Source organism: Kitasatospora sp. NPDC048662 (assembly GCF_055587065.1).
The window spans coordinates 162,473-176,586 of record NZ_JBVJHA010000002.1 but is presented as its reverse complement, the minus strand read 5'-3'; the positions used below and the strand labels follow the sequence as shown (position 1 = coordinate 176,586).

13 protein-coding genes are annotated in these 14,114 nt (G+C 73.8%); 8 read left to right on the top strand and 5 right to left on the bottom strand.

Annotated features, from left to right (window positions below):
* A partial coding sequence (locus ACZ6R9_RS06780; RefSeq protein WP_465536965.1) for a hypothetical protein occupies positions 1-397 on the bottom strand: 397 nt, incomplete at its 3' end.
* Here ACZ6R9_RS06780 and ACZ6R9_RS06775 point away from each other — a divergent pair.
* The 3 genes from ACZ6R9_RS06775 (at position 383) to ACZ6R9_RS06765 (ending at position 3,488) form a co-directional block, all read left to right on the top strand.
* A complete protein-coding gene (locus tag ACZ6R9_RS06775; RefSeq protein WP_465536964.1) occupies positions 383-1,936 on the top strand; it encodes an acyl-CoA dehydrogenase in 1,554 nt (517 codons plus the stop codon). The two genes, ACZ6R9_RS06780 and ACZ6R9_RS06775, sit on opposite strands and share 15 nt — an antisense overlap.
* Positions 1,933-2,778, top strand: a complete 846-nt coding sequence (locus ACZ6R9_RS06770; RefSeq protein ID WP_465536962.1) for a 4'-phosphopantetheinyl transferase family protein — start codon at positions 1,933-1,935, stop codon at positions 2,776-2,778. The genes ACZ6R9_RS06775 and ACZ6R9_RS06770 overlap by 4 nt, the downstream gene beginning before the upstream one ends.
* A gap of 104 nt (positions 2,779-2,882) precedes the next feature.
* Entirely contained in the window at positions 2,883-3,488 is a 606-nt protein-coding gene (locus ACZ6R9_RS06765; protein ID WP_380482048.1) for a response regulator transcription factor, read from the top strand.
* Positions 3,489-3,495: 7 nt separating this feature from the next.
* On the opposite strand, the gene ACZ6R9_RS06760 is transcribed toward ACZ6R9_RS06765, so the two are convergent.
* From ACZ6R9_RS06760 to ACZ6R9_RS06745, 4 genes are all read right to left on the bottom strand, one after another.
* Positions 3,496-4,716 carry a sensor histidine kinase gene (locus ACZ6R9_RS06760; RefSeq protein WP_380482047.1) on the bottom strand — a complete coding sequence of 407 codons (1,221 nt, stop codon included), beginning with the start codon at positions 4,714-4,716 and terminating at the stop codon, positions 3,496-3,498.
* A 63-nt stretch (positions 4,717-4,779) separates the two neighbouring features.
* The gene (locus ACZ6R9_RS06755) at positions 4,780-6,240 is read right to left on the bottom strand and encodes a SagB family peptide dehydrogenase (RefSeq protein WP_380482045.1); all 1,461 of its coding nucleotides are present in this window, start codon (positions 6,238-6,240) and stop codon (positions 4,780-4,782) included.
* Positions 6,241-6,269: 29 nt separating this feature from the next.
* Positions 6,270-8,552: a TOMM precursor leader peptide-binding protein gene (locus ACZ6R9_RS06750; protein WP_465536961.1), complete on the bottom strand. Its 2,283-nt coding sequence runs from the start codon at positions 8,550-8,552 to the stop codon at positions 6,270-6,272.
* Complete coding sequence (locus ACZ6R9_RS06745; protein ID WP_380482041.1) at positions 8,549-8,719, bottom strand: hypothetical protein; 171 nt, start codon at positions 8,717-8,719, stop codon at positions 8,549-8,551. Before ACZ6R9_RS06745 ends, ACZ6R9_RS06750 begins: the two co-directional genes overlap by 4 nt.
* 278 nt (positions 8,720-8,997) lie before the next feature.
* Here ACZ6R9_RS06745 and ACZ6R9_RS06740 point away from each other — a divergent pair, with 278 nt between their 5' ends.
* From ACZ6R9_RS06740 to ACZ6R9_RS06720, 5 genes are all read left to right on the top strand, one after another.
* Positions 8,998-9,816, top strand: coding sequence for an AfsR/SARP family transcriptional regulator (locus ACZ6R9_RS06740; protein WP_380482039.1), 819 nt, complete (start codon positions 8,998-9,000; stop codon positions 9,814-9,816).
* A 138-nt stretch (positions 9,817-9,954) separates the two neighbouring features.
* On the top strand, positions 9,955-10,725 hold the full coding sequence (locus ACZ6R9_RS06735) for a cyclase family protein (RefSeq protein ID WP_380482336.1): 771 nt from the start codon (positions 9,955-9,957) through the stop codon (positions 10,723-10,725).
* Positions 10,722-11,471 (top strand): thioesterase II family protein, encoded by a 750-nt coding sequence (locus ACZ6R9_RS06730; RefSeq protein WP_465536959.1) that lies wholly within the window; start codon positions 10,722-10,724, stop codon positions 11,469-11,471. The genes ACZ6R9_RS06735 and ACZ6R9_RS06730 overlap by 4 nt, the downstream gene beginning before the upstream one ends.
* 119 nt (positions 11,472-11,590) lie before the next feature.
* Positions 11,591-12,859, top strand: coding sequence for a beta-ketoacyl-[acyl-carrier-protein] synthase family protein (locus tag ACZ6R9_RS06725; protein WP_380482036.1), 1,269 nt, complete (start codon positions 11,591-11,593; stop codon positions 12,857-12,859).
* The gene (locus ACZ6R9_RS06720) at positions 12,856-14,106 is read left to right on the top strand and encodes a ketosynthase chain-length factor (RefSeq protein WP_380482034.1); all 1,251 of its coding nucleotides are present in this window, start codon (positions 12,856-12,858) and stop codon (positions 14,104-14,106) included. The genes ACZ6R9_RS06725 and ACZ6R9_RS06720 overlap by 4 nt, the downstream gene beginning before the upstream one ends.
* Positions 14,107-14,114: the final 8 nt, after the last annotated feature.

Genomic DNA, 14,114 nt, shown 5'->3' with positions numbered 1-14,114 from the left:
GCGGGCCGAGCTTGTCGCAGACGCGGGCCCGGTGATCGCCGAGTGGCGTGCGGAGGGTGGCTTGCGCGGCGGCCCGGCCGACGGGCGCGTGGAAGGCGAGCGGGCCGAGCTTGTCGCAGACGCGGGCCCGGTGATCGCCGAGTGGCGTGCGGAGGGTGGCTTGCGCGGCGGCCCGGCCGACGGGCGCGTGGAAGGTGAGCGGGTCGAACTCGGCGTTGGCGCCGGGCGCGGCGGTGGCCCGGTGAGTGCCGTCGAGCGGCAGGTGCGGGAGCGCGTCGCGGAGTGGGAGCGGCGGCTCGGGGATCCGGATGATCCGGGGAATCCGGCCGGGTTCCGGGCGTTGTTGGCGGCCGACGAGCGGGCGGAGTTGGCCGAGGGGGCGGTGGCCGTTCTGCACGAGGGCGGGTTCGGTGCGGAGTTGGTGCCGGTGGCGCTCGGGGGGAGGCTGGAGCGGGCGGATGTGCTGGCGCGGGTGCTGCGGCCGGTGTTCCGGCGGGACGTCTCCCTGGGGTTCGGCCACGGGATCACCTCGCTGTTCGCGGCCGCGCCGGTCTGGGCGTCCGGCAGCCCGGCGCAGCGGCGGCGGATTGCCGAACTGCTGCTGGCGGGGCGTTCGGTGGCGATCGCGCACCACGCGCTGGCGCACGCCAACGCGCTGTGGCAGGGCGAGTTCACGGCCGCCTCGGAGGGTGAGGGCTACCTGCTGCGGGGCCGGAAGGACGTGGTGATCAACGCCGATCGGGCCGGTGCGGTGGTGGTGTTCGCCAGGGCGGGGGAGGCGGGCGGCAGCCATTCGGTGCTGCTGGTCGATCCGGCGGAGGCGGGTGGCACGTTGACGGTGCTGCCGCGGCGGATCAGTACCGGGATGCGTGGCTGCCGGTTCGCGGGGTTGGAGTTCACCGATCTTCCGGTGTCCGGCGAGGCCCGGGTCGGGCTGCCGGGGGAGGGCGTCCGGCTGGCGCTGCGCACCTTCCAGCTGAACCGGACGCTGATCCCGGCGGTGCTGCTGGCCGGTGCGGACACCGTGCTGCGGGCCGCCGCCCGGGTCGCCGGCCGGCCCCGTCATGGGGCGCTGCTCGCGGGGGTGTTCGCGGATCTGCTGCTGTGCGACGCGATGGCCACCGCCGTGCTGCGTGCCCTGCACCTGGTGCCGGACAGCGCCCACCTGGGTGCGGCGGCCGTCAAGTACCTGGTGCCGGACCTGTTGCGGGACGACGTGGAGGAGCTGTCCGCGGTGCTCGGTGCGTCCGGGTACGACCGGGCGGGCGGGCCGGGCAGCCTGCAGAAGCTGCTCCGGGACATGCCCGCGGCCAGTCTCGGGCATGTCGGGACCGCTGCCTGCCAGGCCGTGCTGATCCCGCAGCTGCCCGTGCTGGCGCGGGAGTCCTGGCTGCGCGCGGCCGAGCCGCCGGCCGCGCTGTACGCCTTCGAGCAGCCGTTGCCGCCGCTCGACCTGGGCGCGCTCGCGGTGGCCGGCGGCAGTGACGTGCTGATCGCCACGCTGGCCGGTGCCGCGGCCCGGTTGCGGGCCGACCCGCCCGCGGGGCCGGACGGCCGGGTGGCCGCCGAGCTCGCCGGGGTGCTGACGGGGGAGCTGGCGGCGCTGCGGGAGCGGGCGCTGGCGCTGCCCGCCGACAGTGCGGCCGCCCTGGCCAGCCCGTCCTGGTGCGCGCTGGTCGAGCGGTACGCGCTGCTGGCGGCGGCGGGTGCGGCGCTCGGCGGCTGGGAGGCCCGGCGGGGCGGGGGCGGGTTCCTCGCCGATCCGGCGTGGCTGGTGCTGGCGCTGTCCCGGCTGGCCCGCCGGCTCGGCCTGCCGGTGGCGCAGCCGCCCGCCGACTGTGTGCGGCGGGTGCACGCCGAGGTGCTGGCCCGGCTGGCCGGCGGACGTTCCCTGGACCTGTACGACACGCCGCTGGCCGAAGGAGGCTCGCGATGACGAACCATCGAGCGGGAGTGGCGGCGCCGCTGTTGATGCCCGGGCCGAGCGCCCGGTGGGTCGAGGTGCGGCAGGCGATGGCCTGGCACGGGCACGCGGTGGTGCACGCGTACACCGAGCAGTGGCAGGACGCGGTGATGGCGGAGCCGGAGCTGCGGCAGGTCCTCGGCACCCGCGACTGGCAGCGGCTCAGTTCGCTGGAGCGGACCCGGACCAGGGAGCGGTTCGCGGCGTCCCGGCTGCTGGTCAGGTATGCGGCGGGGGCGGCGTTGCAGGTGCCGCCGGAGGCCGTCGAGCTCGGCTACAAGCCGGGTGGCCGTCCGTACCTGCGCGGCTGTGACCAGATCGACGTCAGCATCAGCCACACCCGGGACCTGATCGTGGTCGGCCTGAGCCGGCGTGGCCGGATCGGTGTGGACACCGAGCTGGCCGACCGCAAGGTCCGCTACCAGGACATGCGCCGCCTGCTGTGCACCCCCGCCGAGCGGAGCTGGCTGGACCGGCTGCCCGCCCGCAAGCAGGAGAAGCAGCTGTTGCGGCTGTGGACCCTGAAGGAGGCGTACACCAAGGCGCTCGGGCAGGGGATGCGGTTCGGTTTCACCGAGTTCGGGTTCGCCGAGTTCGGTTCCGGCCCCGGTACCGACCTGCACACCCCGGACGGTTCCGCGGCCGGGTTCGGCGAGTGGACGTTCGGCACGTACGCCCTCAAGCGCGGCTATCTGGTGAGCGTCGCCTGCCACGACGCCGGGCATCAGGCGGTGCCGGACACCGCGGTCTCCACCATGCTCGACGGCGGCTTTCTCGCGGAGGTGGTGAACCTGCTGCGGGCGGGGGCCGGGTAACCGCCCTGACGAAAATCGAACGTCCTGGAAGATCCAAAACGGCCCCCAGATCGTTATTGTTCAGCTGATCATGTGTCAAGTCAGCGGAATAACGGGGGCAAGGAATGATTCGCGTGCTGTTGGCGGAGGACATGCAGGTGCTGCGCAGAGCCCTGGTCGCCCTGCTGCAGTTGGAGCCCGACCTGGAGGTGGTCGCGGAGACCGGGTCGGGAGCGGAGGTGGTGGCCCGGGCGAAGGAGAACGCACCGGACGTCGCCGTGCTGGACATCGACCTGCCCGGAATGGACGGCATCACCGCCGCCGGGGAGCTGGCCCGGGAGGTGCCGGGCTGCCGGACGCTGATCCTGACCAGCCTCGGCCGGCCGGGCAACCTGCGCCGGGCGCTGGCCGCGCAGGTCGCGGGGTTCCTGTTGAAGGACATCGAGCCGGGCCAACTGGCCACCGCGATCCGTACGGTGGCGGCCGGCGGCCGGGCGATCGACCCGGTGCTGGCGGTCGCCGCGCTGGACTGTGAGCCCTCGCCGCTCACGCTGCGCGAACTGGAGGTGCTGCGGCTGGCCGCCGACGGCATGGAGGCCAGTCAGATCGCCGCCCGGCTGTTCCTGTCCGCCGGGACGGTCCGCAACTATCTGACCACCGTGGTCGGCAAGTTGAACGCCCGCAACCGGGTGGACGCGATCCGGATCGCGCGGGACGCCGGCTGGCTCTGACGGCCGCTCAGGCCGCTCTGGCAGGGGTCTTGCGGTGGCCGCTGCCGGAGCCGGACAGCGCCAGCGTGGCCGCGTCCAGGTCGATCGCCGCCTCCACCACGAACCATCCGGTGCCGTGCGGGCCCGCGGTCAGGGTGCCGCCGAGCTCGCGCGCCCGGGTGGTGAGGTTGCCGATGCCGCTGCCGCCGCCGGTGTCCCGCACCAGCGGCGGCTGCCCCGGCACGGCGCGGCGCACGCCGTCGTTGGCCAGCCGGAACCGGACGGTGCGGCCCTCGCGGACCGCCGAGATCTCGCACTGCTCGACCTTGCTGTGCCGCAGCATGTTGGTCAGCCCTTCGCGCAGCACCGTCGCCAGCACGGTCTCCACCTGCTGCGGCAGCAGCCCGAAGTCCAGCCGGGCGGTGCAGCGCACTCCGAGCGTGGCCAGCATCGCCTTGGCGCTCTCCACCTCCGCGCAGAGCGACATCTCCCGGTAGCCGCGGGCCACCGCCCGTACGTCCGAGAGGGCCTGACGTGCCGTCTGGAGGATCTCCGTCAGCTCCTGCTGCGCCAGCTCGTGCTGTCCGGGTACCAGCCGGTACGCGAGTTCGCACTTGAGGGTGATGGCGGAGAGGCTGTAGCCGAGCAGGTCGTGCAGGTCGCGGGCGAACCGCAGCCGCTCCTGCGCCACCGCCAGGGTGGCGAGTTCGGCGCGCGAGCGGTGCACCTCTATCACCAGGTCGGTCAGCCGGGACAGTCCGAAGATCACCAGGCCGTTGGTGATGGTGGCGACCGAGATGTAGAAGGTCTCACCGACCGGGTTGCCCATCAGCAGCATCAGCAGGTTGCTGACCGCCACCACGCCGGCGAACCCGGGCCAGGCCACCACCGGCCGCAGCAGCAGGAGCAGTGACCCGGCCAGGAAGCTCGGGATGCCGATCCACAGCGGGCCAAGCCAGCAGAACGGCGCGTAGGTGATCACCGCCTGCAGGGTCAGGGTCAGCGGCCAGCGCTTGGCCAGGGAGGGGACCAGGCGCGGGAAGGAGTGCACCAGCTGGATGCCGAGCAGCAGGGCCAGCAGGGCCAGCGTGCTGCCGAGCAGCAGCCCGCTGGGGTGCAGGGCGAGGACGTAACTGGTGGCCACTCCGGTGTAGCCGAGGAACACCAGGGCGGTGATCGCCACCGCGACCTTCGGTGCCAGCTGGTTGCCGCCCGGGTCGGGTGTCGGCCACGACACCTCATCGTTCACGATTTCCCCCTCGGACTCGTACGGTTCCCGCTTACCGCTTCTCCCGGATCGTACGGGACATGACTAGCCCTGGTCTGCTGCCGATGGGCTCGGACCGACCACGAACTCTCCGACGCTCGACTCGACCGCCCAGTCCAGGCCGAAGGCGCGGGCGGCGGTGTCCGAATTGCCGGAGGCGAGCGCGCACGGCGCCAGGCCCATCGCGGTGGACACCAGGTAGAGGCTCTGCATCAGCACGCCGACGTCCTTCATCAGACTGGTGTACCCGATGCCGCTGAAGGCGTGGGTGGTGCGCCGGAAACGGGCGGTGAGCACCAGGAGAAGCGGTGGCGGAAGGTCGGCGCCCAGGGTGGCCTGGGCGGCGGCCCGCAGCTCGGCGGTCTCGGCGGCCGGGGCGTCCAGCGGCTCCAGCAGGTGGCCGAGCGGGTCGTAGTGGTAGACGCCGGGCGGCAGTTCGGTGTCCGGTCCGGCCACCAGGTACAGCTCCAGGGCGTACACCGAGCCCATGCTCGGGTACGGCCGGCCGTCCCGGTCGGCGCCTTCGCGGATCCGGCAGGACCGGAACAGCAGTTCGCCGATCTGGCGGACGCTCAGCTGGTCCGGGCCGTACTGCCGCACCGAACGGCGGCGTTCCAGCACCGAGCTGAACGGCTCGTCGGTGGTGCGCAGTTGTTCCAGGTCGGGGCGGGGCAGCGGGATCGCGGCCCGGGCGCCGAGCGGCTTGGCGGTCGGCTCGGCCGGCATCCGGCCCAGGTGGGCGAAGGTCGCGCCGAACGGGCCGTCGCTGCGGCCGAGCCGGCTACGGGCGTGCATCATCATGTCGTCGGCGGACCAGCCGGCCAGCGTCGGGTCGTCGTCCTCGGCGTAGACGGGCTCCTCGGTGCCGGTGACGGGGTGCTCGGCGGCGACCACGATCCGGGCGGCCAGCAGGTAGCCGATCGCGGCGGCGGCCACCTCCGGGTCGAGCTGCAGGCCCACCGGCCGGTCGCCGCCCGCCAGCAGGGCCAGCAGCTGCACCATCTCGGGGCGGTGCAGCTGCACCCGGTGGTGGGCGAGCGGCGACTCCAGGCGCAGCCCGCCCTCGGCGTAGCGCAGCACCGCGAACCGGGACAGCCGGCACGGCCGGTCCCCGGGCGCCGGCTGCGGCTCGAACACGGTGTTGCGGGCCAGCGGGACGATGCTCAGCAGCGGGGTGTTGCCGAGTGCCAGGGTGCGCACCAGGCAGTGGCGGATCCGGCGCAGCCCGCGCAGCAGCTTGGTCACCTCGGGGGAGTGGTCCTCGGGCCGGTCGAGGTCCTCCAGGCCGGGGAAGCCCGGCGCCACGTTGTTCAGCGACACCGGGCCGAGCGTCATCCGTTCCAGTGCCGACCGCAGCACCGGGTCGGGGTTCGCGAAGTACACCGGCCCCCAGCGGGTCAGGACGGTCAGGGTGCCGTCCGGCCCGTCGTCCGGGTCGATCAGGGTGTCCTCGCGAAGCGACCACAGCTCGGTGAGCTGCGGGGCGGCCAGGCATTCGATACGCATCAGTCATCCAGCGCGGTGTGCGGGGCTGTTCAGACGAACAGCGGTACGGGGTTCAGCAGGTGGTACGGGGTGGGCGCGGCGAGCCGGCCCAGCCGCACCGGCACGTCGAACAGGCGGCCCGGGGCGAACCGGTTCCAGTGCGGACGCAGGCCCGGCACCACGACCTTGGCGACCGGCAGGCCCGCCTCCGGCCGGGTCTGGTCGAGCACCAGCAGTTCCATTCCGGCCCGGCGGAGCAGCTGTTCGGCGGCGGCGAGGTCGTCCCGCAGGTCCTCGTGCGGGCCGATCGCCGACGAGCAGCGCGGGGCCGGGGCGGGGCGGGCGGCCGGATCCGGCAGCAGGTAAGGGAGTTCGGCGACCTTCGCGGTGCGCATCCAGTCCATCGCCTGCGGGTCGGTGAAGCCGTAGCCGGTGCCGTCGGCGCGGGCGTCCACCACGTTCGGCAGCAGCTGGTTGACCTCCGCGAGGGCCCGGCGCAGCGCGATCGCCGGGTCCAGGTGGGCGCCGAAGCCGGGCATGATGTCCTCGGCCGGCTTGTCGGTGCGGCGGGAGAACGCCGCGACCACCGGGATGCCCAGGTCGGAGGTCAGCTCGATCGCCCACACCTCGCGGTGCAGCGAGGCGTGCAGCTCGCGCACCCGGGCGATCCACGGGTCGCCGTACGCGTCGAGGTCGATGCCGGGCTGGGTGGTGCGGTTGTACCACCAGAGCGCGATGGCGTCGCGTTCCACCAGCTCCAGGAAGCCCTGCAGGACGGCGTCCTCCAGCGTGCCGCCCGCTGCCGCGCCGTTGGAGTTGGCCAGGCAGTAGCGGCGGCCGCGCTGCTGCGGGGCGTTGTAGTAGAGGAGCGCGGCGGGCATCAGCTTCTGCCGCTGCTCGGTCAGCGACCACACCGGCAGCCAGTCGATCGGGTCGTCCTCGTCGAACGGGTCGGCGATCTGGTGGAAGGCCCCCGCACGGGCGTTCCACTCCTGCCGGCCCGCGAACTGGCGCGGATCGAACAGCTGGACGGTGTCGGGATGGACGGCGTCCGCCGCCAGCTCCCGGTAGCGGCCGCGGACGATCGGCTCGCCGCCCTGCAAGTGGCCGGAGTGCCGCTCCAGCGACTCGGCCAGCGCGCCGACCTCGGCCTGCAGCGCGCTCGCGCCCTTGCCGGAGGCGTTGGCGCGCAGCCCCGCGCGGACCGAGGCCAGGCCGGCGGCGCCGCCCACCGGGTTCAGCCCGGCGTGGAAGCAGTTCAGCTCGGCGGGCCCGCGCGGGTCGCGGCGGATCTCCTTGACCAGGCCGGTCAGCGGATCGACGTGGTGGCCGTAGCGCTCCATCATCTGCTCCAGCGTCAGCGCCCGGTGCCCGCCGCCGTCGGTCTGCGCCTTGGGCCGCGAACGCAGCACCACGGGCGCGTTGATCCGCGCCGCGACCAGCCCCGGGTCGCCGCACTGCGGGCACTCCGGGCGGCGGGTGACGGGGTGCCGGCGCCCGTCCAGGGCCAGCGAGTCCAGCGTCCACAACTGCCGCTGGCCCGGGTACCGGTAGCCGGCCAGCCACTTGGTGGCCTCCAGCGCGGCCAGCTGCAGCACCGCGGTGCGGGCCGCCGGCAGCGAGCAGGCGCGGCGCGGGGCCGGGCCGGTGCGCCCCAGGGCGCGCTGGACGTGCGCCTCGACCTGCCGGCCGCGCCACAGCCGGTCGGCCAGGCAGCTCCAGCACGCCCCGTCGGGCGCGAAGAACGGGCCGATCCAGGGCTCCACGCCGTCGGCCCGCACCGGCAGCCAGGGCCGGCCGGCCGCCCGGTGCGCGGCGTCGATCGTGCCGAGCGCCGGGTCCAGGTAGTCCTCGCAGAGCACCACCGTCAGGTCGGCGTCCGCGCCGCCGGTGACGGTGCGCAGGCCTGCGGCGTCCAGCGCGCCGCGCAGTTCGGGCAGGTCGGCGCCGTCCGGGCCGAGCGCCCGCACGGTGGCCGCGCCGAGCCGCTCGCCCGCCGCCTGTTCGTCCTGCCCGGCGGCCGACCAGTAGCCGCACTGGGCGGTGGCCGCACCGGCCGGGCGTTCGGACACCAGCCCGGCCCGGCGCAGTTTGGTGATCAGCCCGGCCGTCTGCGCCGCGCCGAGCCGGTCAGCGGTCTCCCGCTGGAGGTCGTACAGACTCCTCGTCCCGTCCAACAGCGGCGCCAGCCGGGCGATCTGCGCGCCGTGCAGCGCGGTGACCTGCTGGTCCGAGATCAGGTAGACGGCCTCGCCGGGAACCTGCTGCACGCTCAGGTGCGGCCGGAAGGCGAGGAAGTGGCCGGGGCCGGCCGGGTCGAGGAGCCCGCTCACGCCAGGCGTCCGGGGGCGGCCTCGGCCGGGGCGGTCAGGTAGGCGTCCGCGGCGCGGCAGAAGCACAGGATGCCGGCGCCGGTCGGCCGGGCGGCGGAGGAGTGCTGGCTCAGGTCCTCGATGAAGAGGTCGTCGTCCTGACCGATGACGCTGGTGAGGGGGCCCATGGTCTCTCCCGTGGTCGAGTTCGAGTCGTTGTTCGCTCGATGTGACCAGAAGTCTCCTGGGGGTGGCCGACAGGCAACAGTGCCAGCCTCACGAGCCGCACATGAAGGATTCACAGTCGCCGGATGCCGAAACGCATGCCCCGCTCGGGAATCTGGCACTGGTCGCCGCGGACGCGGCCGGGGGAGCCTGATGAAGGCAGCGGGCCCGCTCCGGCCCCGCATCGCCCACGACGCGTCCAGGCGGCTGCCGGACGGGTCCATCCACGGGAGGAACCCTCATGGACATCAGAGTGCTCGGCCCGCTCAGCGCCGAGACGCAGCGCAGTTCCATCGTGCCGAGCGCCGGCAAGCCGCGGCAGATCCTCGCGCTGCTCGCGCTGTACGCCAACCAGGTCGTCCCGGTGCCGACCCTGCTGGAGGAGCTGTGGGGCATGGACGCCCCGCGCAGCGCCCTCACCACCCTGCAGACGTACATCCTCCACCTGCGCCGGCTGCTCGCCCAGGCGCTCGGCCCGGACTCCCCGTGCAGCGCCAAGGACATCCTGGTCACCCGGCACGGCGGCTACCTGCTGGAGGTCCAGCCCGGCGCCGTGGACGTGCACGAGTACGACCGGCTCGCCGAACTCGGCCGGGACACCACCGACGCCGGCGACGACGAGGGCGCCGCCGTCATCTACCGGGAGGCGCTGGCCCTGTGGCGCGGGCCCGCGCTGGTGGACGTCAAGGTCGGGCCGATCCTGGACATCGAACTGGCCCGGCTTGAGGAGAGCCGGCTGCGGGTGCTGGAGCGCCGCATCGAGGCCGACCTGCGCCTCGACCGGCACGCCGACCTGGTCGCCGAACTCACCGGACTGACGGTCCGGCACCCCCTGCACGAGGGGCTGCACGCCCAGGCCATGGTCGCGCTGTACCGGTCCGGCCGGCAGTGGCAGGCGCTGGAGGTCTACCAGGCCCTGCGGGGGCGCCTGGTGGAGGAACTCGGCCTGGAACCGTCGCCGCGGGTGCGCAAGCTCCAGCAGGCGATGCTGGCCGCCGACCCGGCCCTCGACCGGATGCCCGGACGCCGTACCCCGATCCTCGACCTGTTCGCCGCCTGACGGCCCGTCGGCCGGTGGCCCCAGCGTCGCCCTGCCCCGCCTCGACGGATGTTCGAGGCGGCGACCGCACAGTGCTCCCACGCGTTCCGCCGCCCACCCCGGGCCGGAACCCCGTCCTACCCGACCGTGGGGGAGAAGTTGCGGATCATCGACCTGTCGTCACCGGTGGACGCGGCTGGCTGGGAGCCGGACCCGATCGTCCACGAGATCATGACGCCCGCCGAGGGCGCCCGTCACATGGCCGAGGAGATGCGCCTGCACTTCGGCCTCGAATTCGACCCGGCCGAACTGCCCGGCGGTGAGCTGCTCTCCCTGGACACGCTCACCCTCACCAGCCACACCGGCACCCACGTCGACGCGCCGTCGCACTACGGCTCGGTCGGCGACTACGGGGCGCCGCGCCACATCGACGCCATGCCGCTCGACTGGTTCCTGCGGCCGGCCCTGGTGCTCGACGTCTCCGACATCGGCACCGGCGTGATCGGCGTCGAGCGGATCGAGAAGGCCTTCGCCGAACTCGGCCACCGTCCCGCGCCGATGGACATCGTGCTGCTGCACACCGGCGCTTCCAAGCACGCCGGCACCCCCCGGTACTTCACCGACTTCGCCGGGCTCGACGGCCCGGCCACCGACCACCTGCTCGACCTCGGGGTCCGGGTGATCGGCACCGACGCCTGGAGCCTGGACGCCCCCTTCGGGCACATGATCCGCAGCTACCAGGAGACCGGCGACAAGTCCGTGCTCTGGCCCGCCCACTTCGCCGGGCGCCGCCGCGAGTACTGCCAGGTCGAACGGCTCACCAACCTGGACCTGCTGCCCGGACACGGCTTCACCGTCTCCTGCTTCCCGGTCAAGATCGCCGGCGCCGGAGCGGGCTGGACCCGCGCCGTCGCCCTGGTGGAGGAGTGAGCAGCGGCGGGCCACCGCGTCTGATCTGCTTCCACCACGCCGGAGCCGGCGTCTCCGCCTTCGCCCGCTGGCAGTCGGCGCTCGGCACCGCCGCCGAAGTGGTACCGGTCCTGCTGCCCGGCCGCGGGCTGCGGATCAGGGAACGGCGGATCACCGACCCCGACCGGCTGATCTCCGAACTCGACTCACTGATCGGGCCGTTGCTGGACCGCCCGTTCGCGTTCTACGGGCACAGCCTCGGCGGCCTGGTCGCCCACACCTGCGCCGCCGCGCTCCAGCGCGCTGGCGGGCCACTGCCCCAACTCGTCGCCGTGGGCGCCGTGCTGCCCCCGCACCTGCGCTCGCCGGTGCTGGCCGCCGCCACCCTGCCCGACGACGAACTGCTGCACCGACTGGTCGACCACGGCGTCCTGCCGCCCGGAGCGATCGACCCGGAAGAGACCGGAATGTGGCGGCGCCGGGTGCTGCCCGCGCTCCGCGACGACCTCCAGCTCGGCGAGGCCCTGTGCCGCGCCGCCGACGGCCAGACGCTGAACAGCAGGCTGCTGGCCCTCGCGGGTCGCACCGACCCGATCGCCTCACCCGGCGGAATCGCCCAGTGGGCCCGCTACGCCGCGGCCGGATTCGAGCTGCGCATGGTGGAGGGCGGCCACTTCTTCGTCCGGGAGCGCACCGCTCCCGCCCTGCTCGCCGAGGTCCTGGACGGCCTGGGAGCAGCACCCGGGCTGGTGTCGAGCGTGGCTTGAGGCCGTCGGCGCAGGCTACCGGGCGGGCCCGACGGTGCGATCCGCAGGTCCGTCACAGGCCTTGAGAGAAGGCCACGAAAGGAAGGAACGGCGTTGAACACGACTATGGGGAGGCGGCCATGAGCCGGCGAGTGGTCATCACCGGGATCGGCGTGGTCGCCCCCGGCGGGGTCGGCACGAAGGAATTCTGGTCGCTGCTCACCGACGGCAGGACCGCGACCAGGGCGATCACGCTCTTCGACGCCTCCTCGTTCCGCTCGCGGATCGCCGCCGAGGCCGACTTCGACCCGATCGCCGCCGGGCTGAGCCCGCAGGAGATCCGGCGGATGGACCGGGCGGCCCAGTTCGCCGTCACCAGTGCCCGCGAAGCGGTCGCCGACAGCGGCCTCGACCTGGCCTCCCTGGACCCGTTCCGCACCGGCGTCACCGTCGGCAGCGCGGTCGGCGCCACCATGGGCCTGGACACCGAGTACAACGTGGTCAGCGACGGCGGCCGCGGCTGGCTGGTCGACCACCGCTACGCCGTCCCGCACCTGTTCGACTACTTCGTGCCCAGCTCCTTCGCCGCCGAGGTCGCCTGGAGCGTCGGCGCGCAGGGCCCCGCCGGAGTCGTCTCCACCGGCTGCACCTCCGGCCTGGACGCCGTCGGCCACGCCGTCGAACTCATCCGCGAAGGCAGCGCCGACGTGATGATCGCCGGCGCCACCGAGGCCCCCATCTCGCCGATCTCGGTGGCCTGCTTCGACGCCATCAAGGCCACCTCCCCGCGCAACGACGACCCCGAGCACGCCTCCCGGCCGTTCGACCGCACCCGCAACGGCTTCGTGCTCGGCGAAGGCTCCGCGATCTTCGTCCTGGAGGAACTGGACGCCGCCCGCCGGCGCGGCGCCCACATCTACGCCGAGATCGCCGGGTTCGCCACCCGCTCCAACGCGTACCACATGACCGGACTGCGGCCCGACGGCAAGGAGATGGCCGAGTCCATCCGGGTCGCCCTCGACGAGGCCCGGCTGCCCGGCACCGCCGTCGACTACATCAACGCGCACGGCTCCGGCACCAAGCAGAACGACCGGCACGAGACCGCCGCGTTCAAGCGCAGCCTCGGCGACCACGCGTACGCCACCCCCGTCAGCTCCATCAAGTCGATGATCGGTCACTCGCTGGGCGCCATCGGCTCGCTGGAGATCGCCGCCAGCGCCCTCGCCATCGAACACGGCATCGTGCCCCCCACCGCCAACCTGCACGAACCCGACCCCGAGTGCGACCTCGACTACACCCCGATCACCGCCCGCGAGCGGAAGATCGACACCGTGCTGAGCGTCGGCAGCGGCTTCGGCGGCTTCCAGAGCGCCATGGTGCTCACCCGACCCGAGCGGAGGACCGCATGAGCAGCGACCTGCTGGAGAGCACCCTTCCCAGCACCGGCACGGCCGGCGCCGTGTTCACCGGCATCGGCGTGGCCGCCCCCAACGGCCTCGGCACCGACGCCTGGTGGCAGGCCACCCTGGACGGCCACAGCGGCATCCGACCCGTCCAGCGGTTCGACGCCACCCAGTACCCCGCCACCCTGGCCGGCGAGGTCCCCGGCTTCGACCCCGCCGAACGCATCCCCGGCCGGCTGATCCCGCAGACCGACCACATGACCCGGCTCGCCCTGGTCGCCGCCGAGGAAGCCATCGGCCACGCCGGCCTCGACCTCGACCAACTCCCCGAGTACGCCGCGGGCGTGGTCACCGCCGCCTCCGCCGGCGGCTTCGAGTTCGGCCAGCGCGAACTGCAGGCGCTGTGGAGCCAGGGCGGCAAGTACGTCAGCGCGTACCAGTCCTTCGCCTGGTTCTACGCCGTCAACACCGGCCAGATCTCCATCCGGCACGGACTGCGCGGCCCCAGCGGCGTCCTGGTCAGCGAGCAGGCCGGCGGCATCGACGCCGTCGCCCAGGCCCGCCGCCAGCTCCGCAAGGGCAGCCGGGTGATCGTCACCGGCGGCGTGGACGGCTCCGTCTGCCCCTGGGGCTGGGCCGCGCAACTGGCCGGCGGCCGGCTCTCCACCGCGACCGACCCCGCCCGCGCCTACCTGCCCTTCTCGTCCGACGCTGCCGGGTACGTGGCCGGCGAGGGCGGGGCGATCCTGATCCTGGAGAACGCCGAGGCCGCGCAGGCGCGCGGCGCGACGGTCTACGGGCGGCTCGCCGGGTACGCCGCGACGTTCGACCCGCGGCCCGGCAGCGGGCTCGAACCCGGGCTGCGGCGCGCCATCGAACTGGCGCTCGGTGAGGCCGGGGTGACGCCCGAGCAGGTGGACGTGGTGTTCGCCGACGCGGCGGGCGCACCCGAACCCGACCGGCAGGAGGCCGACGCCCTGCGCGCCGTCTTCGGGCCGCGCGGCGTCCCCGTCACCGCCCCCAAGACCATGACCGGACGGCTCTACGCCGGCGGCGGCTCGCTCGACCTGGCCGCCGCGCTGCTCACCCTCCGGGACCAGGTCATCCCGCCCACCGTCAACGTCGAACAGGTCGCGGACGGCCTCGACCTCGACCTCGTCCTCGGCACGGCCCGACCCGCGACGGTCCGCACCGCGCTGGTCCTCGCACGTGGCGCAGGCGGCTTCAACTCCGCCGCCGTCGTCACCGCCTGAGCCCCCAC